The organism is Pyrinomonas methylaliphatogenes (genome assembly GCF_000820845.2).
Classification (GTDB): domain Bacteria; phylum Acidobacteriota; class Blastocatellia; order Pyrinomonadales; family Pyrinomonadaceae; genus Pyrinomonas; species Pyrinomonas methylaliphatogenes.
In genome coordinates this window covers 314,106-337,220 of record NZ_CBXV010000008.1, presented here as the reverse complement: position 1 = coordinate 337,220, position 23,115 = coordinate 314,106, and the positions used below count along the sequence as shown (strand labels likewise).

At 59.1% G+C, this 23,115-nt stretch carries 21 protein-coding genes; 13 read left to right on the top strand and 8 right to left on the bottom strand.

What is annotated here, in order from left to right:
- The 11 genes from nrfD to cyoE all read left to right on the top strand — a co-directional run bounded on the left by nrfD (window position 1) and on the right by cyoE (window position 10,204).
- Window positions 1-1,404, top strand: a complete 1,404-nt coding sequence (gene nrfD, locus PYK22_RS12675) for an NrfD/PsrC family molybdoenzyme membrane anchor subunit (protein WP_041977817.1) — start codon at window positions 1-3, stop codon at window positions 1,402-1,404.
- Window positions 1,405-1,414: 10 nt separating this feature from the next.
- Window positions 1,415-1,966: a DUF3341 domain-containing protein gene (locus PYK22_RS12670; RefSeq protein WP_099606192.1), complete on the top strand. Its 552-nt coding sequence runs from the start codon at window positions 1,415-1,417 to the stop codon at window positions 1,964-1,966.
- A gap of 39 nt (window positions 1,967-2,005) precedes the next feature.
- The gene (locus PYK22_RS12665; protein WP_211197700.1) at window positions 2,006-2,716 is read left to right on the top strand and encodes a c-type cytochrome; all 711 of its coding nucleotides are present in this window, start codon (window positions 2,006-2,008) and stop codon (window positions 2,714-2,716) included.
- The gene (locus tag PYK22_RS12660; RefSeq protein WP_157770861.1) at window positions 2,713-3,909 is read left to right on the top strand and encodes a hypothetical protein; all 1,197 of its coding nucleotides are present in this window, start codon (window positions 2,713-2,715) and stop codon (window positions 3,907-3,909) included. Before PYK22_RS12665 ends, PYK22_RS12660 begins: the two co-directional genes overlap by 4 nt.
- A gap of 26 nt (window positions 3,910-3,935) precedes the next feature.
- A complete protein-coding gene (locus tag PYK22_RS12655) occupies window positions 3,936-4,508 on the top strand; it encodes a hypothetical protein (RefSeq protein WP_041977814.1) in 573 nt (190 codons plus the stop codon).
- 66 nt (window positions 4,509-4,574) lie between these two features.
- On the top strand, window positions 4,575-5,462 hold the full coding sequence (locus PYK22_RS12650) for an SCO family protein (protein WP_060635647.1): 888 nt from the start codon (window positions 4,575-4,577) through the stop codon (window positions 5,460-5,462).
- A 6-nt stretch (window positions 5,463-5,468) separates the two neighbouring features.
- Complete coding sequence (coxB, locus tag PYK22_RS12645; RefSeq protein WP_041977811.1) at window positions 5,469-6,488, top strand: cytochrome c oxidase subunit II; 1,020 nt, start codon at window positions 5,469-5,471, stop codon at window positions 6,486-6,488.
- A 3-nt stretch (window positions 6,489-6,491) separates the two neighbouring features.
- Window positions 6,492-8,162 (top strand): cytochrome c oxidase subunit I, encoded by a 1,671-nt coding sequence (gene ctaD, locus PYK22_RS12640; protein WP_041977809.1) that lies wholly within the window; start codon window positions 6,492-6,494, stop codon window positions 8,160-8,162.
- A 57-nt stretch (window positions 8,163-8,219) separates the two neighbouring features.
- Entirely contained in the window at window positions 8,220-8,903 is a 684-nt protein-coding gene (locus tag PYK22_RS12635) for a cytochrome c oxidase subunit 3 family protein (RefSeq protein ID WP_041978924.1), read from the top strand.
- Between the two features lies 1 nt (window position 8,904).
- Complete coding sequence (locus PYK22_RS12630; protein ID WP_041977806.1) at window positions 8,905-9,219, top strand: cytochrome C oxidase subunit IV family protein; 315 nt, start codon at window positions 8,905-8,907, stop codon at window positions 9,217-9,219.
- 49 nt (window positions 9,220-9,268) lie between these two features.
- Window positions 9,269-10,204, top strand: a complete 936-nt coding sequence (gene cyoE / locus PYK22_RS12625; RefSeq protein WP_211197699.1) for a heme o synthase — start codon at window positions 9,269-9,271, stop codon at window positions 10,202-10,204.
- 22 nt (window positions 10,205-10,226) lie between these two features.
- Here cyoE and PYK22_RS18195 read toward each other — a convergent pair whose 3' ends face one another.
- From PYK22_RS18195 to PYK22_RS12600, 5 genes are all read right to left on the bottom strand, one after another.
- On the bottom strand, window positions 10,227-10,619 hold the full coding sequence (locus PYK22_RS18195) for a MerR family transcriptional regulator (RefSeq protein WP_041977804.1): 393 nt from the start codon (window positions 10,617-10,619) through the stop codon (window positions 10,227-10,229).
- A gap of 66 nt (window positions 10,620-10,685) precedes the next feature.
- Complete coding sequence (gene dnaJ, locus PYK22_RS12615; RefSeq protein WP_041977801.1) at window positions 10,686-11,825, bottom strand: molecular chaperone DnaJ; 1,140 nt, start codon at window positions 11,823-11,825, stop codon at window positions 10,686-10,688.
- A gap of 31 nt (window positions 11,826-11,856) precedes the next feature.
- Window positions 11,857-13,773, bottom strand: coding sequence for a molecular chaperone DnaK (dnaK, locus tag PYK22_RS12610; protein ID WP_041977800.1), 1,917 nt, complete (start codon window positions 13,771-13,773; stop codon window positions 11,857-11,859).
- A gap of 140 nt (window positions 13,774-13,913) precedes the next feature.
- Window positions 13,914-14,507 (bottom strand): CDP-alcohol phosphatidyltransferase family protein, encoded by a 594-nt coding sequence (locus tag PYK22_RS12605; protein ID WP_041977797.1) that lies wholly within the window; start codon window positions 14,505-14,507, stop codon window positions 13,914-13,916.
- Window positions 14,508-14,548: 41 nt separating this feature from the next.
- On the bottom strand, window positions 14,549-15,394 hold the full coding sequence (locus PYK22_RS12600; RefSeq protein ID WP_060635646.1) for a metallophosphoesterase: 846 nt from the start codon (window positions 15,392-15,394) through the stop codon (window positions 14,549-14,551).
- A gap of 190 nt (window positions 15,395-15,584) precedes the next feature.
- Here PYK22_RS12600 and PYK22_RS12595 point away from each other — a divergent pair, with 190 nt between their 5' ends.
- Window positions 15,585-16,565 carry a KpsF/GutQ family sugar-phosphate isomerase gene (locus tag PYK22_RS12595; RefSeq protein ID WP_041977795.1) on the top strand — a complete coding sequence of 327 codons (981 nt, stop codon included), beginning with the start codon at window positions 15,585-15,587 and terminating at the stop codon, window positions 16,563-16,565.
- A gap of 17 nt (window positions 16,566-16,582) precedes the next feature.
- On the opposite strand, the gene PYK22_RS12590 is transcribed toward PYK22_RS12595, so the two are convergent.
- Complete coding sequence (locus PYK22_RS12590; protein ID WP_041977793.1) at window positions 16,583-17,473, bottom strand: energy transducer TonB; 891 nt, start codon at window positions 17,471-17,473, stop codon at window positions 16,583-16,585.
- Between the two features lie 24 nt (window positions 17,474-17,497).
- Window positions 17,498-18,781: an HD domain-containing protein gene (locus PYK22_RS12585; RefSeq protein ID WP_041977791.1), complete on the bottom strand. Its 1,284-nt coding sequence runs from the start codon at window positions 18,779-18,781 to the stop codon at window positions 17,498-17,500.
- Window positions 18,782-18,817: 36 nt separating this feature from the next.
- Between PYK22_RS12585 and PYK22_RS17780 the strand changes: the two genes are divergently transcribed.
- Window positions 18,818-18,973: a hypothetical protein gene (locus tag PYK22_RS17780; protein WP_162199850.1), complete on the top strand. Its 156-nt coding sequence runs from the start codon at window positions 18,818-18,820 to the stop codon at window positions 18,971-18,973.
- Window positions 18,974-19,093: 120 nt separating this feature from the next.
- Here the strand turns inward: PYK22_RS17780 and PYK22_RS12580 are convergent, their stop codons facing one another.
- The gene (locus tag PYK22_RS12580; protein ID WP_041977790.1) at window positions 19,094-22,807 is read right to left on the bottom strand and encodes a TonB-dependent receptor; all 3,714 of its coding nucleotides are present in this window, start codon (window positions 22,805-22,807) and stop codon (window positions 19,094-19,096) included.
- Window positions 22,808-23,115: the final 308 nt, after the last annotated feature.

Genomic DNA, 23,115 nt, shown 5'->3' with positions numbered 1-23,115 from the left:
ATGAGCACGATTACGTCAGGGCGTCAGCAAGAGATGATCGGTCAAGACCATCCGGTGATCGCTCCGGGCCACAACTTCATCTCCGTCACGGAGAAGATCGCCAGCATCGTCTTATCGCGGCGCACCCCTTTCGGATGGGTCATCGGCGCCACGATCACCTTCGTGATGGTGATGATGTTGCTGTACACGATCACCTACTTGGTGTTGACCGGGATCGGGATTTGGGGAAACAACATTCCGGTCGCTTGGGCGTTCGACATCATCAACTTCGTGTGGTGGATCGGCATCGGCCACGCCGGGACGTTGATTTCGGCGATCCTGCTGCTGTTTCGCCAGGACTGGCGCACCTCGATCAATCGCGCGGCAGAGGCGATGACGCTCTTTGCTGTCGCGTGCGCGGGGCTCTTTCCGCTGTTTCACGTCGGGCGTCCGTGGCTCGCCTACTGGCTCTTCCCCTATCCGAACACGATGGGGATGTGGCCGCAATTTCGCAGCCCCTTGATGTGGGACGTGTTTGCCGTCTCGACCTACGGGACCGTCTCGCTGCTCTTCTGGTTTACGGGGTTGATTCCGGATCTGGCGACCATGCGCGATCAGGCGCGCCATCCGCTGGTGAAGAAAATTTACGGCGTGCTCGCGATGGGGTGGCGCGGTTCGGCGCGTCACTGGCACCGGTATGAGACAGCCTATTTGATCTTGGCGGGGCTCTCGACGCCGCTCGTCCTATCGGTCCACACGGTGGTGAGCTTCGACTTCGCCGTCTCTATCCTCCCGGGGTGGCATACGACGATCTTCCCGCCCTATTTCGTCGCCGGAGCGATCTATTCGGGCTTTGCGATGGTCTTGACGCTGCTGATCCCGATCCGCAAGTTCTACGGGCTCGAAGATATGATCACGCTGCGTCACATGAACCAGATGGGCAAGGTCATGCTCGCCACCGGGTTGATCGTCGCCTACGGCTACCTGATGGAGGCTTTCATCGGTTGGTATGCGGGCGGTTATGAATGGTTCATGATTCGCAACCGCATGTTCGGCCCATATGCTTGGTCATACTGGCTGTTGATCCTTTGCAACATCATCACGCCGCAACTTCTCTGGTCGCGGCGCGTGCGCGAGAACATGCTCGTGCTCTTCATCGTTTCGATTATCATCAACGTGGGGATGTGGTTGGAACGGTTCGTCATCATCGTGACGAGCTTGTATCGAGACTTCTTGCCGTCTTCGTGGGGGATGTATGCGCCGCGGTTGTGGGACTTCACGATGTTCTTCGGGACGATCGGGTTCTTCCTCTTCATGATGTTCCTCTTCATCAGATTGCTTCCGATGATCCCGATCTTCGAAGTCCGGATGCTTCTGCCGCAATCGCGCGTGCAATCCAAAGCCGAAGCGGCAGCGCATGATTGAGAGGTGAGAGATGGCGCACACAGAGCAGGAACGACCCGAAATCTACGGCGTGATCGCGGAATTTGAAACGCCGACCGAGTTGGTGGAGGCCGCGCGTCGGACGCGAGCGGCGGGCTACCGGCACGTTGATGCCTTCTCGCCCTATCCGATCGAAGAATTGAACGAGGCGTTGGCCATTCGGCGGACGCGGCTCCCCATCTTGATCTTCCTCGGCGGTTTGATCGGCGGCCTCTCCGGTTATCTGCTGCTTTACTACACGTCGGCGATCGATTATCCGATCAACGTCGGCGGGCGCCCGTTCAACAGCTGGCCCTCTTTCGTGCCGATCACCTTTGAGATGACGGTCCTTTTCGCCGCCTTCTCCGCCTTTCTCGGGATGCTCGGACGGAACGGATTGCCGCGTCCATATCATCCGGTTTTCAACGTCCCGCGTTTCGAGCTAGCGAGTCGCGATCGGTTCTTCCTGCTCATCGAGGCGACCGATCCGAAGTTCGATCGCGAAGAGACGGCGGGCTTCCTCTGGGGGTTGAACGCGCGCGAGGTCTTCGAGGTCGAGCCCTAGGGGGGCAACGGAAAGTCGTTAAGTGATCGAGGAGAGCAGATGCAAGGTCTTTTGACCAGAAGGGAATCGAAGATGGTCTCCGGTGGAAGCGGGAGGTGGCGCGTCGCCGCGCTCGCGTTGACGTTTGCCGCAGCCCTCTTCGGCGTCGGCTGTCGCATGGACATGCAGGATCAACCGCGCTACAAGCCGTACAGGAAGAGCGATTTCTTCGGCGACGGCGCAAGCGTGCGTCCGCTCGTGCAAGGGACGGTGGCGCGCGGTTATCTGCGTGAGGATGCGGAATTTTATACGGGCAAGCGCGCCGGCGCGACAAACACGAATGCAAGCGTCGGGAGCGCGAGCGGCGGTCAGAGCGTGCAGTACGATCCGTCGCTGGTCGACGCTTTCCCCTTCCCTGTGACAAAAGAGATAGTCGATCGCGGCGAAGAACGGTACAACATCTACTGTTCGGTCTGCCATGGGCGCACCGGCGATGGGGACGGGATGATCGTCAGGCGCGGCTATCGGCGTCCGCCCTCCTATCACGAAGAGCGATTGCGGCAGGCGCCGGTCGGCCATTTCTTCGATGTGATCACCAATGGGTGGGGGACGATGCCCGCTTACGGTTGGGTGATCCCGCCGCGCGATCGGTGGGCGATCATCGCCTACATACGCGCGTTGCAATTGAGTCGTAATGCGAGCATCAACGATGTGCCGCCCGAAGAACGGGGCAAATTAGAGGCCGCAGGAGGGAATGGAGGGCAGCGATGATTCAAAGGATGGAAGCGGCGCCGCCTGAATTGGGGCGTTTGCGCAATGTCGCGTTAATCGTCGGAATTATTGGTGCGGCTCTGACCGCGCTCGGGGCCGTTCTGGATACGCGGCAGTTCTTCTTCTCCTATTTGATCGGGTACGTCCTCTGGACCGGCGTGGCGGTCGGATCTTTGGGGTTGCTCATGGTCCATCACGTCGCGGGCGGGGCGTGGACTTTGGTCATCAGGCGCATCCTCGAAGCGGCGACGCGCACGATCCCGCTGATGTTGGTGTTGTTCATCCCGATTGCGTTCGGCATTCATCAGCTTTACGAGTGGTCACATGAAGAGGCGATGGCTGCCAACGAACTGTTGCAGCACAAAGCGCCTTACCTGAACGTTTCGTTCTTCCTCGCGCGCTTCGCCGTCTACTTCATCGTTTGGCTCGTCCTCGCCTACTTGCTCAACAAGTGGTCGGCGGAGCAGGACGCGCAGGCGGAGACGCGCGCGCTCGAAGGGCGGATGCAGCGCATAAGTGGGCCCGGTCTGATCCTCTTCTTCTTGACGGTGACGTTCGCCGTGTTCGATCTGATCATGTCGCTCGATCCCGAGTGGTATTCGACCATCTTCGGTTTGATCATGGCGACGGCTTGGGGGATGAGCGCGTTCGCTTTCGCCGTCACGATCTTCATTTACTTGCGCCAAACCGAACCGCTGCGTGCGGTGGTGCTCCCAGCGCATCTGCATGACCTCGGCAAGTTCATGCTGATGTTCGTTATGCTCTGGTCTTATTTATCGTTTTCGCAGTTCCTGCTCATCTGGTCGGGCAATTTGCCTGAAGAGATCCCGTGGTACTTGCGGCGGATGAGCGGCGGCTGGCAGTATGTCTCTTTGGGATTGGTGCTGTTTCAATTCGCGTTCCCGTTCTTGCTCCTTTTGTCGCGCGACATCAAGCGCAATCCGCGGCGATTGGTCGCCATCGCGCTCTTCCTGCTCGCCGTGCGGTGGCTCGATGTCGTGTGGTTGGTTGCGCCCGAGGCGCACCGGGAAGAGTATCGGAGCGCGTTCCATCTTCACTGGTTGGATCTGGTCGCGCCGTTGGGGATCGGCGGATTGTGGATCGCGTTCTTCGCTTGGCAATTGGGCCGTCGTCCGCTGCTGCCGCGGCACGATACGCTGCTCGAGAAGGCTTTCCATCCAGCGCATCACTGAGAGGTTGAGTTCGAAGGAGCGAAGGTATGATCGGCGGTCATCATGGCAACGGGAAGAACGGGCACGGCGAAGAGCACATCACCGAAACGCCCGATGTCTCCTACATCCGTAACGTTGACGTCTCGTATGAACGGAGCGACGTCAATACGGGCGCGATCCTGAAGTTCATCGGATGGCTGATTGCGGCAACCGCGCTCTGCTTTCTGATCGTGGTCGTCATGTTCAAATATTTCCAGGTGAGCGAAGAACGGCGCGAGGCAGCTACGATGCCAACGCTGCGGCGCGAAGGGGAGGAGCGCCTGCCGCCGGAACCGCGCCTACAGCTTGCGCCCGGTCATGAGATCCATCCGCTCGATGATTTGAAACGGTTGCGCGCCGATGAGGACGCTTTGCTGCACAGTTACGGATGGGTGGATCGTAACGCCGGGATCGTTCATATCCCGATCGAGCGGGCTAAAGAGCTGCTCGTTCGGCGCGGTTTGCCGGTTTTGCCCGATGGTCAAAGGCGTGATGCGGAAGAAGGGGTCTTCGTCCCCGCGCAACAGAGTTCCGGGCGCGCGATGGATAAGAGGGTGCAGGAAAGACCTCTCGGATATTGATGAAGATTTGATCTTTGGGGATCGTCCGGCGTGAAGGCTGCAGATCGCTCGGAAAGGCGGTGAATCATGAAAAGATCGAAGAAGCCTTTGGCTGTGAAGTTGAGCGCGATGCTTCTGCTGGCGATCTCAGTTGGCGGCGAAGTACGAGCGCAAAGCGGCGGTGGCCTTTATAGCCGTCCTCCGGATATCGGGCGACAGGAGACGGGCGTCCCCGAAGCGCTGAAGAACGTGCGTATCGAGCAACGTTTGGGCGAGCAGGTGCCTTTGGACATCACCTTGCGCGATGAGACGGGGCAGCTCGTGCAGCTCGGCAAGTACTTCGGGAGCAAACCGGCGATCCTTGCGCTCGTCTATTACGAATGCCCGATGCTTTGCAGTCAGGTGCTGAACGGATTGCTCGGAAGTTTGAATACGATCTCGCTTACGGCGGGGCGCGATTTCGAAGTCTTGATCGTCAGTTTCGATCCGCGCGAAAAGCCGGAATTAGCGGCGGCCAAGAAGAAGTCGTACATGATCCGTTACGTGCGTCCCGATGCCGAGCAGGGCTGGCATTTTCTCACCGGTGATGAGAATGAGATCCGGCGTTTGACCGATGCGGTCGGTTTCCATTACGCCTTCGATCAGCGGACGGGGCAGTGGGCGCACGCGAGCGGGATCATCCTTTTGACGCCGCAGGGGAGAGTTGACAGGTACTTCTACGGCATACAGTACGAACCGCGGGATCTGCGCCTCGGCTTAGTCGAAGCGTCAGAGAACAAGATCGGATCTCCCGTGGACCAGCTCCTGCTCTATTGCTTCCACTACGATCCGGTTGCTGGGAAATATGGTCCGGTCGTACTGAACATCGTCAAGCTAGCAGGGGCGGCCACGGTGCTGGGATTGGGCGTTTTGTTGTTCGTGCTATGGTGGCGCGAAAGCCGTCGCGCGCAGCGCGCAACAGGAGGGGTCACGTAAGAGCATATGCAGCAGTTTCCATCAGAGCTTAAATTGATGCCCGAACAGGCTTCCACTATCGCCCAACAGGTGGATGCGCTGTTCTATTACTGGCTTGGCATCACGCTGTTTTTCACCGTACTCATCGTTGCGGCCATCATCCTCTTCGTCGTCAAGTATCGGCGGCGGGCCCCGGGCGAGATCCCGCGCCCCATCTTCGGTTCGATGAAGCTCGAGACGATCTGGATCGTGATCCCGTTTCTGATCGCGATGTCGCTCTTCGTCTGGGGCGCGAAGGTCTATTTCGCGCAATATCGCATCCCGAAAGACGCTCTCGACATCTACGTCGTCGGCAAGCAGTGGATGTGGAAGATGCAGCACCCGACCGGGCAGCGCGAGATCAACGAACTGCACGTCCCGATGGGGCGCAAGATCCGCCTGACGATGACGACCGAGGATGTCATCCACAGCTTCTACATCCCCGATTTCCGCGTCAAGATGGATGTGGTGCCGGGCCGCTACACGCAGATGTGGTTCGAGGCGACGAAGCCCGGCAGGTACCATCTCTTCTGCGCCGAATACTGCGGGATGAATCACTCGCGGATGACCGGGACGGTCATCGTCATGCGTCCCGATGAGTACCAAGCGTGGCTGAGCGGCAACACGAGCCAGCTTTCGCCAGCGCAACAGGGCGAGCAACTCTTCCAGACTTTGGGATGCACGACCTGCCATCTGAACGGCGGGCGCGATGCCGGCGGGCGCGGACCGCAACTTGCCGGCATCTTCGGTAAACCAGTGCAGCTCGAGGGCGGGCAAACCGTGGTCGCCGATGAGAACTACTTGCGCGAATCGATCCTCAATCCGAGCGCGAAGATCGTTGCCGGATATTCGGCCATCATGCCAACATATCAAGGGCAGGTGAGCGAAGAGCAGCTTCTGCAGTTGATCGCGTACATCAAGTCGTTATCGCCGCAGAGCGGCAACGCGGCGATGACGAGCGCCAACGCCGCTCAGGCGGCTAGCAGCCCGAATGGGCAGAGGAGGTAAGTTATGAGCACCGCAGTCATACCCGTTGAAGCGAAACCGCGCACGACCTATCTGAATGCTGGGCAGACGTTGAAGTCGTGGCTTCTGACGCTCGACCATAAGCGGATCGGGATTCTTTATCTTATCTCAGTCACCTTCTTCTTCTTGGTCGGCGGCATCTATGCGACGTTGATCCGCTTGGAGTTATTGACGCCACAGGGAGATCTCGTCTCGGCGCAGACCTACAACAAGCTCTTCACCCAGCATGGGATCACGATGGTCTTCTTCTTCTTGATACCATCGATCCCAGCGGTGTTCGGGAACTTCCTGTTGCCGATCATGATCGGCGCCAAGGACGTCGCTTTCCCGCGATTGAATCTGCTGAGTTGGTACGTCTTCATGACGGGCGCGCTCTTCGCCTCATACGCGATGTTCGCTGGCGGCGTCGATACGGGCTGGACTTTCTATCCGCCCTATAGCACCAACTACGCGAATACGTATGTGATCGCGACCGGATTGGGAATCTTCATCGCTGGCTTCTCCTCGATCTTGACGGGGCTCAACTTCATCGTGACGATCCATACGATGCGCGCGCCCGGCATGACCTGGTTCCGATTGCCGCTCTTCGTTTGGGCGCAGTATGCGACGAGCCTCATCCAGATTTTAGGGACGCCGGTGCTGGCGATCACCCTATTGTTGGTCGCGTTGGAGCGAACCGTGGGGATCGGCATCTTCGACCCGCGTCTGGGCGGCGACCCCGTGCTCTTCCAGCATCTTTTCTGGTTCTACTCCCACCCGGCGGTGTACATCATGGTTCTGCCATCGATGGGCGTGGTGAGCGAAATCATCGCCACTTTTTCGCGTAAGCCGATCTTCGGCTACAAGTTCGTCGCTTTCTCAAGCTTGGCGATCGCGATCGTCGGCTTTCTCGTTTGGGGCCATCACCTATTCACGTCGAGCCAATCGGTCTATGCAGGCATGCTCTTTTCGCTCCTCAGCTATGCGGTGGCCATCCCGTCGGCGATCAAAGTCTTCAACTGGACGGCGACCCTTTATCGCGGCTCGATCTCGTATGATGCGCCGATGCTCTATGCTCTGGGATTCATCGGATTGTTCTTGATCGGCGGATTGACGGGACTGTTCCTCGCCGCCTTGGGTTTGGACGTTCACGTGCATGACACCTACTTCGTCGTCGCACATTTCCACTACATCATGGTCGGCGGGGCGCTGCTCGCCTACCTCGGCGCGATGCATTACTGGTGGCCCAAGATGACGGGACGGCTTTATCCGGAAGGGTGGGCGCGTTTTGCGGCGCTCGTCGTCTTCGTCGGTTTCAACCTGACCTTCTTCCCGCAGTTCATCCTCGGCTACTTGGGGATGCCGCGCCGTTACTACACCTACGCGCCCGAATTTCAATTGCTGCACGTGCTCTCGACGGCGGGCGCCTCGATTCTGGCCGTAGGGTTCATCCTGCCGGCCATCTATCTGCTCTGGTCTTTGAAGAAGGGGCCGATCGCGCCGGCTGATCCGTGGCTGGCGACCGGGCTGGAGTGGCGCACGAGTTCGCCGCCGCCGCCAGAGAACTTCGAGCGGACGCCGATCGTCACTTGGAACGCTTATGAGTTCCGACCGCAGGAGGAAGCGGAGGTGATCGGAGGCGGCAAGCCCGATGCGTCGAGCTTGACCGGGGAATGATCGAGAGGGGAAGGGCAATGCCACTCGAGTTTTAAGTTGAAAAAGGAGAGAAGGGTCGTGGCACAGAGCGAAGTCACAGCGCAGCATGCGATCGCACACCATCCGGCGCTCGCCCATCATTTTGAGAACATGGAGCAGCAGCGCGAGGCGAGCACCCTCGGGATGTGGGTCTTTCTGATCACGGAGATCATGTTCTTCGGCGGTCTCTTTCTCGCTTATTCGATCTACCGCTCTTGGTACCCACAGGTCTTCGCCGAGGCGAGTCACCATTTGGATATCTTGCTCGGGGGCATCAATACGGTCGTCCTGATCACGAGCAGCTTGACGATGGCGCTAGCCGTTTACCATTCGCAAGTCGGCAATCGAGGGAAGCTCGTCCTCTTCCTCATCTTGACGATGCTGCTCGGTTTGACATTTTTGGGGATCAAGGTCATCGAATACTCGCACAAGTTTCACGATGGCCTGATCCCCGGAATACACTTCCACTATGAGGGCCCGCACCCACAACAGGCTCAGATCTTCTTCTGGCTCTACTTCGCGATGACCGGTCTGCACGCGCTTCACATGATAATCGGCGTGAGCATCCTCGCCTTCTTGATCTATTTCGCGTGGCGCGGACGCTATTCGCCTGAATATCACTCGCCGGTCGAGATCTCGGGGCTGTACTGGCACTTCGTCGATATCGTGTGGATCTTTCTCTTCCCGTTGCTCTATCTAGTCGGTTTTCATGTGAAGGGGTGACATGTCTGAGCACATCGTTCCCAAAAAGACCTATTACGCCGTCTTCGGAGCCTTGATGGCGCTGACGGCGATCACCGTGTTTGTCGCGCGGTTCGATCTGCCATGGATATTGAACATCGTCGTGGCGTTGACGATCGCCGTCACCAAGGCGACGCTCGTCGTCCTCTATTTCATGCACGTGCGATATAGCTCGCGTTTGACGCAGGTCGTCGTCGTCGCGGGCATCTTCTGGTTAGTCATCATGCTCGTGTTGACGGCGAGCGACTATGTGACGCGAGGGTTGCTCGCCCCGGTCGTCAGCATCTCGGCGCAGTGAGAATAAGGGCGGCGGGTCGAATTAAACAACGCAAGGGGAAATAAGCAGCGTGATAGCTAAAAGCATCAGCGTCGAGCTCAACTCACCGCAGACGGCGAGCGAAACCGGGGCGCGTGAGCGCATCGCCGCCTTCTTCGAATTGACCAAACCGGGCATCACGTTCATGGTCGTGATGGTCGCCGCCGCCGCCTTCTATCTCGGCGCGCGCTTCCCCTTCGATTACGCGCTCTTCTTTCACACGCTCTGGGGCGTCTGCCTGCTTTCGTCGGGCGTTGCGACGCTCAATCAATACGTCGAGCGCGAGCGCGATCGCGCGATGCGCCGGACGGCCAACCGCCCGATCCCTTCGGGAAGGATAACGCCGCGGCAAGCGCTCATCTTCGGGGCGAGTTTGACGGGGCTCGCCGAACTCCATCTGGCGGTCTTCGTCAGCCCTCTGACGGCGTTGCTCGGCCTCGGGGTGATCGTCGGGTACATCTTGCTATACACGCCGCTGAAGACGCGCACGCCGCTGTCTACGGTGGTCGGCGCGTTCCCCGGGGCGATGCCGCCGCTTTTCGGGTGGGCCGCGGCGAACGCCGGTTTCAAACTCTCGAGCGCGCTCAGCATCGAAGCGTGGATACTCTTTGCCATCCTCTTCTTGTGGCAATTCCCCCACTTTCTCGCCATCGCTTGGATCTGCCGCGAAGATTATGCGCGCGCGGGGATCTGCATGCTGCCGGTGGTTGAACCCGACGGGCGTTCGACGGGCAGACAGATGGTCGTCTATTCGCTGGCGCTCCTGCCCGTGAGTCTACTTCCGACGATCGTCGGTTTGACCGGGATGCTCTACTTCTGGGGGGCCATCGCGCTCAGCGCTTTCTATCTCTGGACCAGCGTGCGCGCCGCGCTCACGCTCTCGAATCGCCACGCGCGGCACGTTCTGCTGGCATCGGTCCTCTACCTGCCCATACTCTTCATCTTGATGATGCTCGACGCGCGCTGAAACTCGTGAAAAGGGATGGTTATCACTGTTGTCCGTCTTCATGACGACGGATGACCGCTGCGCGCGAGATAGGGACGAGCGCGTCGGAAGGTTCCTTCCCAGCGTGCTGGGCGAATTCGTGGATGTGGGTTTGCAGATACTCGAAGAAGCGCTCAAATTCGCGCCGCATCTGTTCCATCTTCTCGCGCATGTCGAGGATGATGGCCACGCCGGCGAGGTTTACGCCGAGTTCGCGCGTGAGCGAAAGGATCAATTCGAGCCGTTCGAGATCGGCATCCGTGTAAAGGCGCGTGTTGCCCCGCGAGCGCGATGGTTTGAGCAACCCTTCGCGCTCGTAAAGGCGCAACGTTTGCGGGTGAACGTCGTACTGCGCGGCGACGGCGCTGATCGTGTATGTGCGCTCTTTGCGTTTCATGGGAGCTCGATACCGATTCTATAGTTAAAGAGCTACGACGGACCCGATTGGGTTGCCACGCGAGCCTCATTCAAGTCCCATCGCGACGCGCGGGTTCTCCGGGTTGATCTGTGCGTAACGGCGCAGCAACTCTTTAGTCTCCTCGGAGATGACTTTCGGCAGCGTCACTTGAATTTCGACGAACTGATCGCCGCGCGCTTGCGGATTGCGCAAACTCGGCACCCCGCGCTCGCGCAAACGGAACTTCTGTCCGGATTGCGTGCCGGGCGGAATGCGCAAAATCGCTTTGCCTTCGATCGTCGGCACCTCGATCTTGGCCCCGAGCGCCGCTTCCGGGACGGTTACGGGGACGGTGACGTAGATATTGTCGCCCTTGCGCGTAAAATAGGGATGACTGCCAACGTTCGTGATGATGTAAAGATCACCCGGCGGGGCGCCGAGTCGTCCGCCATGACCTTTGCCGGGGACGCGCACGCGCGAGCCCGTATCGACGCCTGCTGGAATGCGCACCTTGACCGTCTCCGTTTTCGGCACCGTCCCTTGGCCGTTACAGACGGGGCACGGTGGACGCCGCTTGCCGGTGCCGGCGCAATCGGGACATTGTTGCGAGAAGCGGAGTCGCCCGCCAGCGCGCGCAACTTGACCGGACCCTTTGCACGTCTGGCAAACGATGAGCGGCCCGCCCATGTCGCCAGCCCCTTGACAGCGGGGACACTGTTCGGAGCGATTGACCGTGATGTTGGTCGTCAAGCCTTTGACCGCTTCCTCAAAGCTTAAGGCCAGAGGCATTTCAATGTCCGCGCCGCGCGTAGGTTGCGGACGAGGCGGTTCGCGCTCCTGTTTGCCGCCCCCGAAAAGCTCTGCGAAGATGTCGCGGAAGCTCGTCCCACCCGAAGAGGATCCGCCCCAGTCGAAGCCGCTGAAATCGAAACCGCTGGCGCGAGATTTGGACGCGCCCGCCGCCGTCCCGCTTAAATTCTCCGAATAGTAGCCGTGACGATCGTAAATGGCCCGCTTCTTTGGATCCGAAAGGACGTCGTAAGCCTCCGTGATCAGTTTGAAACGCTCTTCCGCCGCTTTGTCGCCCGGGTTGACGTCCGGATGGTACTTGCGGGCCAGCCGCCGGTAGGCCTTCTTGATCTCTTCCGGCTTGGCATCGCGTTTGATGCCGAGTATTTGATAGTAATCTTCTCGCTTCGTCGTCATGCTCGCCGTAACGAGCGACCGCGCTCGTCACCTATTTGTTCTCGTCCACGTCTACGTATTCGGCATCGATCACGTTATCCTCGTTCGAGGATGCGCTGCTCGAAGAGGTGCTGGCGGTCGAGCCGCTTGTCGAAGTACGACCCGCGCTGCTCGCCGATTGATAGAGCACTTCGGCCAGACGATGGGAAGCGGTCTGGAGCCGGTTGAAGGCGTTGTTCATCCGCTCCGTGCCGCCCTCCTCCATCGCCTTCTTCGCGTCGGCGAGCGCCGCTTCGATCTCCGACGCAGCCGCTCCATCCAACTTGGACCGATGTTCGTTGAACGTCTTCTCGACTTGATAGACGAGGCCGTCCAAACGGTTGCGCGCTTCGACCTCTTCGCGCTTGCGCGCATCTTCCGCCGCGTATTGCTCGGCCTCGCGCATCATCCGATCGATCTCCTCTTTGGTCAAACCCGAAGAGGAAGTGATCGTGATCTTCTGCTCGCGCCCTGTGCCGAGATCTTTGGCCGAGACGTTGACGATCCCGTTGGCGTCAATGTCAAAGGTGACCTCGATCTGCGGCACGCCGCGCGGCGCGGGCGGGATGCCGACCAGATGGAAACGTCCGAGCGTGCGGTTGTCGGCAGCCATCGGGCGCTCGCCTTGAAGGACGTGGACCTCGACGCTCGTCTGATTGTCCGTCGCGGTCGAGAAGATCTCCGACTTGCGCGTCGGAATGGTCGTGTTGCGCTCGATGAGTTTCGTGAAGACGCCGCCGAGCGTTTCGATGCCGAGGCTAAGCGGCGTGACGTCCAAAAGCAGGATGTCGGTCTTCTCGCCGGCTAAAACGCCAGCCTGAACCGCTGCGCCGACGGCGACCACCTCATCGGGGTTAACCGATTTATTCGGCTCCTTGCCGAAATAGTCGCGCACCATCTGCTGAACCTTCGGGATGCGCGTCGAGCCGCCGACAAGCACGACTTCGTCGATCTTCTTCGGATCGAGCCCCGCATCCTTGAGCGCTTGTTCGACGGGCGGCATCAGGCGCTGAAGGATCGGATCGATCAACTGCTCGAACTTCGCCCGCGTCAAACGCATCACGAGATGCTTCGGCCCCGAAGCGTCCGCCGTGATGAAGGGCAGATTGATCTCGGTCTCCATCGTCGAAGAGAGCTCGATCTTGGCCTTCTCGGCAGCCTCCTTCAGGCGCTGGAGCGCCATCTTGTCGTTCGATAGGTCAATGCCTTGATCTTTACGGAATTCATCGATGATCCACTTGATCAAAGCCTCATCAATATCGTCACCGCCTAAGTGCGTATCGCCATTGGTCGCTTTGACTTCGACGACGCCCTCGCCGACTTCGAGGATCGAGATGTCGAACGTGCCGCCGCCGAAGTCGAAGACGGCGATCGTCTCATCTTTCTTCTTGTCCAACCCATAGGCGAGCGCGGCGGCGGTCGGCTCGTTGACGATGCGCATCACTTCGAGCCCAGCGATCTTGCCCGCATCCTTGGTCGCTTGACGCTGCGAGTCGTTGAAGTAGGCCGGGACGGTGATCACCGCTTTTTCGACCTTCTGCCCGAGATAATCTTCCGCCGCTTGCTTTAACTTCTGCAAGATCATCGCGGAGATCTCTGGCGGCGACCACTCTTTGCCGCCCGCAAGGACGCGCACGTCGCCATTGGGCGCTTGGACGACTTTGTAAGGGACCTGCTTGATCTCTTCGGTGACCTCGTTATAACGGCGGCCCATGAAGCGTTTGATCGAATAGATCGTATTTTCCGGATTGGTTATGGCCTGCCGTTTGGCGACTTGACCGACGAGGCGGCTGCCATCTTTGGCGAAGGCGACGACCGAAGGCGTGATGCGGCTCCCTTCGGCGTTGGTGATGACGACGGGTTCACCGCCTTCCATGACGGCGACGACCGAGTTGGTTGTCCCTAGATCGATACCGATGATTTTGCTCATTGCGAAATTCTCCAGAATCGCGCTTTGGGATTGGGGCCCTTCGTCTTGAACGCATCGTTAGTATAAATCTTGAGCGTTCCATTGTCAATCTTCTGGGGCGCGCGCTTCGGGCTTAAGACGTTGAAAAGACTAAGTTTGGGTTAAACGTCGAATTCGCGCCGCTCCTCGGCGAGAAGGCGCGAGGCGAAGAAGATGTAGTGGATGCCGGAGAAGAAGGCGGAAGCCCCGACGAGCGAGTAGACGCCCGGCAGATATCCGGTCAAGGTCGTCAAATGCGCGGCGCTGAGGATGTAGATGATGGAGAGGATTTGAATCGTCGTGTTCAACTTCCCGGGCCAAGAGGGGCGGAAGCGACGAAAACCGGTGACCAGATGAATTGCGGCGGCCCCGACCAGGATGAAGACGTCGCGGCTGATGACGAGCGCCGTCGTCCAGAATGGGATGGGCAGATGGCGCGGCAGCGGTTGTGGGTAGATGTTGGGCATCGAGAGGACGACGAACGATGTGACGAGCAGGAGTTTATCGGCGATCGGGTCGAGGATCGTGCCGAGGGATGAGCGTTGGTCGAAGCGGCGGGCAAAAAGCCCATCGAGCCCGTCGGTCGTTCCCGCGATGATGAAGACGAAGAGCGCCCAAGCGTACATCTTGTAGAAGAGGAGCGAGACGAAGACCGGGATGAGCATCATGCGTAGGACCGTGAGCAGATTGGGCAACGTGACGATGCGTGCAGACATAAGTCGATAAAATTCAGACGAACTCCTTAGAAGCAGAAGCCTCAGGCGTGGGGAGAGGGCGCGCAATGGAGTTCGAGCAGTGAGATCTCCGGTGGGCATCCGTAGCGTATCGGGAGAACAACCGTGCCGATGCCCCGCGTGACGTAGATCTGCGTCTCTCCGTGGCGTCCTAGCCCTTGGCGAAGGCGGCGCGGCGGGCGTCGGCGCGGCCAAGCGACCTGGCCGCCGTGCGTGTGACCGGCGAGCACGAGATCGACGCCCAAGCGCGATGCGCGGCGGAGGACGGTCGGATTATGGGCGAGCAGCAATTTCATCTCGTCTTCGCGCGATCCGGCGAGCGCGAGCGGCAGATCTTCGAGCCCGACCATCGCATCATCGACGCCAGCGAGCCAGAAAGAGGCGCCATGCGCTTCAAAGCGCATCCCCTCGTTGACCAGAACTTTGATCCCTTCGGCGCGCAACATGTCGCTGATGAGCGGCGCATCGGTCCAGTGGTCGTGGTTTCCGAGTACGGCGTAGACGCCGAAGCGTGCGCGCAGTCGCCCCAAAATCTCCGCGCAAGGGGCGGCATATTCGCGCTCGTGTGAGACGTAATCGCCTGTCAAGGCGATCAGATCAGGATTCAGGCTGTTGGCGATCTCGACGGCGCGCTCGATCTGTTCGCGGCCCGTAAGCGGGCTGTGATGGAAATCGGAAAGATGGACGATGCGGAAACGATCGAGCGGCGCGGGCAGACGGCGCAAGCCGATGGGGCAGTGTTCGATCGTCAAGCTATGGGGTTCGGCTAGCGCGGTGCGCGCTATCTGAATGGCGCTCGTCGCCAGCGCGCGCCAAAGATTCTGGCGCGTCATGGGACGCGCTGTTCTCCGCCAGATCTGTTCGGCCATTAGGCTTTTAAAGCTTTTTCTTCGCTTCGAACGCGCACAGCGAAGGAAATGGGGTTTTGTCGGCGAACGGGCAGAGATTATAGCCACAGGGGGCCGTTCGCGCAACCGCTCGGGGCGACGCTTGGCGAAAATTTAGTTTCGCGCATATGATGCGGGCTTAAACCAGTCCGTAAAATTCCGGGAATCGGCGATGGATGGACAGCACTTCTCGCAAGTGAAACGTTTCTTGCTTCTCGAAGCGGAAGCCGTCGCGCGGGCAGCCGGACGGTTGACCGGCGAAGCGGTCGAGCGGGCCGTGGCCCTGCTGCTCGCCTGTCGAGGGAAGGTGATTACGACGGGGGTTGGAAAGTCTGGCAGCGTCGCGCAGAAGATCGCCGCGACGATGACGAGCACGGGGACGCCGGCTTTCTATTTGCATCCGTCCGACGCCCTCCATGGCGGTTTGGGCATCGTCGCGCGCGATGATCTTGTGCTCATCGTTAGCAACAGCGGCGAAACGGATGAGATCATCGCCGTCCTTCCTTCGTTGAAGCGGCGTGAGGTGCCGATCATCGCGATCGTCGGCGATCTAAATTCGACTCTCGCGCGCCGCGCGGATGTGGCGCTCGATGCCAGCGTCGATCAAGAGGCGTGCCCGCTCAATCTCGCGCCGACGGCGAGCACGACCGTCGCCCTAGCGATCGGCGATGCATTGGCCTTAACCTTGATGCAGACCAAGGGGCTGACCGTCGAGGATTTCGCGCTCAACCATCCGGCGGGCAAACTGGGCAAACGCTTGACGCTGCGTGTCGGCGATCTGATGCACAGCGGCGAGCGGAATCCGACCGTTTCGCCTGACGCGACGTTGCTTGAAGTCGTGCGGGCGATCACGCGGGGCGGACTGGGGGCCGTCAATGTCGTCGACGAGCGCGGCGTCCTCGTCGGCCTCATCACGGATGGCGATCTGCGCCGAACCATCGAGCGAAGCCGCCTCAGCGATCTGGAAGAGTTGCGCTGCGCCGCGATCATGACGCGCACGCCGATCGTCGCTTCGCCAGATCTGCTCGCCTACGACGCGCTCCGTCTGATGGAGGATCGCCCCTCGCAGATCTCCGTCTTGCCGGTGGTCGATAAGGATGGTGTTTGCGTCGGACTGATTCGCTTGCACGACATCGTGCGCAGCGGCTTGTGATCGGCTCGGAGCGCGCGTCAGTCGTTTGGGCGGCGGCGAAAGTTGTAGCGCAGAAGGACGCGCACGTTCACTGGAGCGCCATCCCGAAGCGCTGGACGAAAGTGCATCTTCCGAATAATTTCGCTGACCGCCTCATCTAATCCGAAACCGGCCCAGCGAACGATCTTGACCTTTTTGACTTCGCCGTCCGTCCCGATCCAGACGAGGGCATCGACCGTCGCCTCAGCTTCCGCGCGCGCCGCCTCTTCCGGGTAGTTAGGTTGCAGGCGGCGATAAGGTTGTGGCGGACTGAAATGGCGCGCGTCGGGCGCGTCTTCGTCCGGAAGGACGAGGAAATCTTCGCCCTCATCGCTGTCGGATCGATCTGGAGCTCGCATGAGCTTGGCCGCGTGCGCTCTTTCGATCAGCGAGGCATAATGGGCCGCTCGACGGTCCAGTTCTTTCAACAGCCCTTTTTCCGCTTCGGATGGCGTCGAAGCTTGAAGATCGGGCCGATCCCAAAATAGCAGTTCGCCGGTTTGCGCGTTGACGATGAAGATCGAGGCGTAGGATTCAAAATAGGTGCCGCTCGATGGTGAACGGCGCAGCGTTTGCGCGTCTCCGATGATGAAGAAATCACAACCGATCGCCGCGCCGAGATCGCGCGCTTCGTCGAGCGACATGTTGAGCGAACCGGCATAGCCGATGCCTTTGGCGGCGGAGCGGACGAGCGCGCGGTCGAGAAGCGTAAAAAGTCCGGTCGCCATGAACGATCCGTGAAGCTCGTCTGCGACGCGCTTTCCGGTTGCGGTCTCGCCGAAGTCGAGTATTGCTACCCGCGGCTTTGCGGCGAGGTTGGGCAGCCAAAGGAGCGCGATTGTGATCGGCACCAGGAGCAAACGGTAAAGAGCGAGGGTGCGCATGCCCATCGGCTGAAGCTTTCTGGTCCAGTTTTAAAGTCCGTGGTAGAGCGCATAGACGCCCTCTTTGACCTCCGGCGGGAAGCAGACGCGGTGGATCCGGTAGGCCCGTTGTAGACCGCGCACGACTTGGCTCACTTCCGAGATCTCACGTATGCGCGGGCGCGCGTAGCCGTCTTCGACATAGATGTGGGCCTTTGGTTCATCGCCTTCGCCGGTGTAAAAGCCGTAGGGAAGATCGCTCGCTTGATCTTCGATGAAGTAGTAACGCGGGTCGAAGCCAGCGCGGATGACCAATTCGCGCGCCGCTTCGAGGAAGCGTCCGCGCTCCTCTTCCGGCATATCCAGATCGATCGCTTTGAACAAGCGCCTTCCGATGAAGCGCCGACTGAGATCGCGCAAGATCGGATCCCCTGCTCGTTGCCACTGCTTGATGTGGAAGAGGACATCGGAATCGTCCATCTCCATGTGATCGCGCAAGGTGAGCGGTTTACGCAGAAGCAGTTTCTCGAAAGCCGTGTCGGGCGCGCGCCAGATATCTACGCCGCGCTCGGTCAGTTCGAGCGCGCGTTGCAACGTGGCGCGAAGGACGACTTCGGCGGAGCGCAAGGTCCGGTGATAGTAGACCTGACGAAACATGTAATAGCGCGCTTGCAAATACTCTTCAACGGCGTACAGACCGCGCGTTGTGACGTAGATGCGATCGTTCTGCGGATCGACGGCCAACGCCTTGATGATCCACTCCAGATCGTAGATGCCATATTTCGCCCCGGTCATCAGCGAATCGCGCAATAGATAGTCCATGCGATCGACATCGAGTTGCGACGAGACCAACTGAGCGAGAAAAGCCGGTTTGAAGCTCCCTTTGATGAGCGCCGCGACGCGCTCTGGCAAGCGCGCGTCATACTCGCGCAAGATGCGCCCGACCTCCGTCTCATCGCTCAAAACGGCGGCGACCGTCAGATCCTCGTGGTGGAAGCCGAGCACCTTCTCCATGACGTGGGAGAAAGGACCATGGCCGATGTCGTGAAGCAAAGCGGCGGCGCGCGCCGCCGTGCGGTCCGCTTCGCATATCTCGTGAGTCTCCTGCAAGCGATTGAGGACGCGCGTCATCAGATGCAGGACGCCGAGCGAATGGGCGAAGCGCGAATGCTCCGCACCTTGGTAAGTGTAGAGCGCAAGACCGAGTTGTTTGATGCGGCGGAGGCGCTGAAACTCGAATGAATCCACGAGCTGCACCATCAATCGGCCTTCCGCGGAATCGGTGCGAAGGCGGATGATGTTATGAAGCGGGTCGCGATAGATCCTCTCCGCCATATCTGAGAGTCTAGCACATCAGGGCGGATGGTAAGGATGGAAGAGCGAATCCCATTCAAGGTGCTGATCATCCCCCAGGAGCGGAGGGAACGCCGGGCCGGTAGGTCGAACTATCTGAGCGGTGCCGAGCGGTTCGAGATAAAGAGTCTCGCGCAGACGCTATTTGAGCTTCTCTTAGATCGAACTATCTGAGCGGCGCGGAGCGATTCGAGAGCGAGGTGACGTTGGGCGATTCTGATGTGTGTGGGGAAAGAGGCGAAGGGAGTTAAGCGCAATTTAACTCCCTTCGCGTGAGATCTAGCGTTATGCGGCTTAGAAGGAGTAGCGTAAGCCGAACTGCATGACGCGAGGCGTCCCTTGGATGGCCGTCAAGTTGCCGAAGGTCGGGTTCTTGGTCGAATTGAAGGGATCGAGCCCTTGAACCCAGCCGTCTACGGAGGTCAAGCGTTGGGTATTGGTGACATTGAAGACTTCCCAACGGAACTGCAGCTTATGATTCTCGCTCCACGGCATCGTCCATGATTTAGACAGGCCCGCGTCGAGCACGACATAACCGGGGTAACGCAGGATGTTGCGATCGCCGCGCTCGCCAGGGCGCGCGCTGCGGAATGACTGATATGCCGCTTGCGGATCGGAGAAGAGGTTCGGCGGGTTCGCGCCGCCACGGTTCGGATTGGCTTCAAGAGGACGGATGCGCACCGTATAACTGCGACGATTCCAGTTGGTGGGCCAGCCGCCGAAATCGAGCGGCGCATCGACGGGCAGCCCAGTGTTCCAACGGAAGATCATCGAAAGCTGCCACCCGCCGATGAAGGCCTCGGCCAATTTGGAAACGTTGCCTAAGAAAGCATGACCTTGTCCGAAGGGAAGTTGCCAAATGGCGTTGGCGTTGATAATGTGGCGGATATCGAAGTCGGAGACGGAACGCTGTTGTTTAAGGTTGACCGCGTTCAGGATGAACGGCGTAAACGGCGCATCCGTTTGCAGCCCTGAGACGTCGTCCATCGATTTCGAGAACGTGTAATTGAAATCGACGCTGAGCGAGTTCCTGAAGCGTTGGCGCAGCGTCAACGTCCCAGCGTGATAGTCAGAAGAGGCGATCGTGCTGTAGACGGCGAGCGCACCGTATTGCGGTTGATAGAAATATCGCTTGCCGGAGAAGCCGTCGAGGAGATCCTGAATCGTGGTCCAGTCATTGCCGATCTCATAACATCCGACGGTCGCACACCCTGGTGCCGTCGCCGCCGCCATCGCATAGACGGCTTGCGTGTTGGTCAACGTCGAGACGCCGAAGAAGATCGGGCCGAGCGATCCCGGAGCATAAAGGTTCTCGAAGAACGGAAGGGGTTGGACGTTAGCGATCGGCGTGTTGCTTGCGCGCAGCATCTCGAGGATCGTCGCCGCTTGGGTCCAGGTCTGCCCAGACTTTGGATCGGTGAAATTGAGATTCGGTTGAACGACGTCGCGCCCAGCCAGTAGGTTTCGCGCCGCCCGCCCGACATAGGCCACCTCGAGGATCATCCCCGCAGGCAACTGCCGTTGGAACGAGAGGTTCCAACTGTAATTGATCGGTGAGACGAGGTTGCTGTCGAGCGAGCTTTCGATCCGTCGCCGATTGTCGGCGGGTTGCTGTTGCGGGAAGGTCAAACGCGGCGGAATGGTGATCCCGGGCAATGTGCGGATGCTTTGGTTGAATCCGGTAAAGAGCGGCGCCGGGCGGGTCGTCACATTGTAAGTGTTGGCCGGAATGGTTTGCGCCGATGAGAACCCGAGCTGGTTTTGCGCGTTGAAGGTCACGGCCAACTGTTGACCGAAGTAGTCGTTGGTGATGGCGAAGCCAGCGCGGATCACCGACTTCTCTTCGCCGCCGAAGATAAAGCCGAGCAACCCGTGCTTAACATTGGGCGACCACGCGACTGAGACGCGAGGCTGGAAATTGTTCTTGTCCCAATTGTAGAAGCGTTTGCCGAGATCGACGCGGATCGGATCAGTATAATTGACTCCTCGACTCGCCGCTTCGATCCTCCGTTGCAGGTATTCGCCCAACGATGGCGTGGGGATAGCCATATAACCTTGGGTTTCGTAGACGGGACGGCTCAACCCGTACCTCAAGCCGTAGGTCAAGGTCAGGTTGGGACGGATCTTCCAGATATCTTGCGCGTAGAAATCGTATTCCTCGGTGGCGAAGTCGCGAAAGACGCCTTGGCCTTGGGGCAGCGGGCTGCCTTGGAGATCGAAGTTGAAATTCGCCGTATACTGCGAGAATCGCCCGATCACCGCTGTAAGCGCTGACTTCAAATCGTCGGGGTTGCCGGTGATGGTATAGCCCGCGTTGCGTATGGGCGTAAGCAACACGTTGCCGGAAGATTGGTAGAAGAACGGATTGGCCACCGCGTTGTCGTAGGCGGGGCCGAAATCCAACCTTCGATTGCGGACGATGCGAATGTTAGTCCCAAGCTGTAACGTGTGATTACCGGTGATCCAAGAGAAATCGTCCGTGATATTGTGCACCGGATTAACGCGGCTGAATGTGCGCTGGAAGAGGCGCGGTTGAAAGACGAAACGAAAGATGATGGAGTTCTGATCCGAATCGCCTTGGTCGCTGAGGGCAAGGCGTGTGAGGCCGTAGCGCAGGCTGTTGGTCTTAGTCCCGCTGATCGCCCACGTATGGCCGACGGCAAAGCCATAAGGATGGTACCAGCGCGTGACGATCGGTGTGTCTGGGAACTGTTGGGGATTAGTGAAACTTGTCGGTTGCGTGTCGTTCTGATAGGTGCCGCGGAAAAAGAGCGAGTGCTTGCTGTTGATGTTCCAGTCCAAGCGCAAAACGTGAGAGTTGAAATTGACGCGCGTTGGAGCATTGAAGCGAAACCCGGCGGTGTTCAATCCGTCACCCGCTGCCCTTAAGTCGTTAGCTGGGTATTTGCGCGCGGCCTCGGCAAGAGCCGCAAGGGCGACCGGATTCAGCCCGACCTGCGGGAAGAGGGAATTGAGTTGGGCTGGCGTCAAAGTGATCACCTTGACCTTATCCGGCGTGCAGACCACTCCGGGTTCGCAACCCAAAAACTTCACCTCGCCTTGACCGAGGCTCGGCAGTGGAACGACCCGCGGGCCGACCGCCGCTTGGCTGGCATCGCGGCGTCCTTCATAGCTGTACATGAAAAAGAGATGGTCTTTGACGATTGGGCCATCCACTCTCCCGCCGAAGGTGTTGCGTAAAAGTTTGGGGCGCGGAATGCCGCTCCGGTTGTTAAAGAAGTTGTTGGCCGTGGTCACGGTATTGCGGTGATACTCGAAAAGGGCGCCATGTAGTTGATTGGTCCCGCTGCGTGTAATCAAAGAGATTTGGGCTCCTGACGAACGCCCATAGCTGGCGTTAGCGTTGCTCGTCACGACGCGGAACTCCTCAACGGCTTCGGTATTCAAACGAAGCACTGGATTGAAGATCGAGTTGGTTTGCGCCTCATTAATGTCTACCCCATCGAGCGTGATGTTCGATTGATCGCTGCGCGCCCCAGTCACGTTGCCGTCTGGCGTGACGCCCGGTTGCAGCGTGAGCAGCGAAATCGGATTACGCGCTTCGAGCGGAAGCTGTATGATCTGTTGCGAAACGAAATTATTGCCTAGGCTCGCATCTTGAGTGTTAAGAAGTATCTCGCCCGCCGCTTGGACGGTCACCGCTTCGGTGATCTGACCGATCTCAAGTTGTACGGTGATCTCGGTCGGTTTGGCGACTAGCGCTCGAACCTCTCTGATTAGGGCTTTTTTGAAGCCAGTCGCTTCGACTTCAACTTGATAGGTGCCGGGTTGAAGCAGATCGAAGGCAAAGACGCCTGACTCGTTGGTGGTCGCCGTTCGAACGAAATTCCGAGCCTCGTTGCTCAAGGTGACGGTGGCCCCTGTGACGGCGTTGCCTTGTGGATCGGTGACGATGCCTCGGATTGAGGAAGTGCCCGTTTGGGCCTCCCCTAGCATGGAGAGCGCGAAGAGTGACACTAAGAGATAGCAGATCGCTTTCGTTCGCATGTGGATCTCCTCCGAATTTTCAGGTCGTTGTGAAAAGATTAAGCGAGCTTCTCTTAAACCTTAAGCAAATCCCATTCCAAGCCCACGCGCCTTTGCTCATCTCATTGTGGGGCGAATGGTTAACTGACAAAGTGACCCCCGCAGCGCGCATGGTGGGGGCAGAGTGAATCCAAAAATTCGGATTCCTCTTCAAAAAAATGGATTCCCAAATGGTTCCCGTTGGCCCTTTGCGGTTGCGGATCGGGGATTGTAAGCTTGCACGAGCCTCGGCTCTCGAGGTTGGCGGGATCTCAATTTGTCGGCGAGGA

Coding starts and splice junctions, on each gene's coding strand:
- nrfD (WP_041977817.1), top strand. CDS start 1: ATGAGCACGATTACGTCAGGGCGTCAGCAAGAGATGATCGGTCAAGAC.
- PYK22_RS12670 (WP_099606192.1), top strand. CDS start 1,415: ATGGCGCACACAGAGCAGGAACGACCCGAAATCTACGGCGTGATCGCG.
- PYK22_RS12665 (WP_211197700.1), top strand. CDS start 2,006: ATGCAAGGTCTTTTGACCAGAAGGGAATCGAAGATGGTCTCCGGTGGA.
- PYK22_RS12660 (WP_157770861.1), top strand. CDS start 2,713: ATGATTCAAAGGATGGAAGCGGCGCCGCCTGAATTGGGGCGTTTGCGC.
- PYK22_RS12655 (WP_041977814.1), top strand. CDS start 3,936: ATGATCGGCGGTCATCATGGCAACGGGAAGAACGGGCACGGCGAAGAG.
- PYK22_RS12650 (WP_060635647.1), top strand. CDS start 4,575: ATGAAAAGATCGAAGAAGCCTTTGGCTGTGAAGTTGAGCGCGATGCTT.
- coxB (WP_041977811.1), top strand. CDS start 5,469: ATGCAGCAGTTTCCATCAGAGCTTAAATTGATGCCCGAACAGGCTTCC.
- ctaD (WP_041977809.1), top strand. CDS start 6,492: ATGAGCACCGCAGTCATACCCGTTGAAGCGAAACCGCGCACGACCTAT.
- PYK22_RS12630 (WP_041977806.1), top strand. CDS start 8,905: ATGTCTGAGCACATCGTTCCCAAAAAGACCTATTACGCCGTCTTCGGA.
- PYK22_RS18195 (WP_041977804.1), bottom strand. CDS start 10,619: ATGAAACGCAAAGAGCGCACATACACGATCAGCGCCGTCGCCGCGCAG.
- dnaJ (WP_041977801.1), bottom strand. CDS start 11,825: ATGACGACGAAGCGAGAAGATTACTATCAAATACTCGGCATCAAACGC.
- dnaK (WP_041977800.1), bottom strand. CDS start 13,773: ATGAGCAAAATCATCGGTATCGATCTAGGGACAACCAACTCGGTCGTC.
- PYK22_RS12605 (WP_041977797.1), bottom strand. CDS start 14,507: ATGTCTGCACGCATCGTCACGTTGCCCAATCTGCTCACGGTCCTACGC.
- PYK22_RS12600 (WP_060635646.1), bottom strand. CDS start 15,394: ATGGCCGAACAGATCTGGCGGAGAACAGCGCGTCCCATGACGCGCCAG.
- PYK22_RS12595 (WP_041977795.1), top strand. CDS start 15,585: ATGGATGGACAGCACTTCTCGCAAGTGAAACGTTTCTTGCTTCTCGAA.
- PYK22_RS12590 (WP_041977793.1), bottom strand. CDS start 17,473: ATGGGCATGCGCACCCTCGCTCTTTACCGTTTGCTCCTGGTGCCGATC.
- PYK22_RS12585 (WP_041977791.1), bottom strand. CDS start 18,781: ATGGCGGAGAGGATCTATCGCGACCCGCTTCATAACATCATCCGCCTT.
- PYK22_RS17780 (WP_162199850.1), top strand. CDS start 18,818: ATGGAAGAGCGAATCCCATTCAAGGTGCTGATCATCCCCCAGGAGCGG.
- PYK22_RS12580 (WP_041977790.1), bottom strand. CDS start 22,807: ATGCGAACGAAAGCGATCTGCTATCTCTTAGTGTCACTCTTCGCGCTC.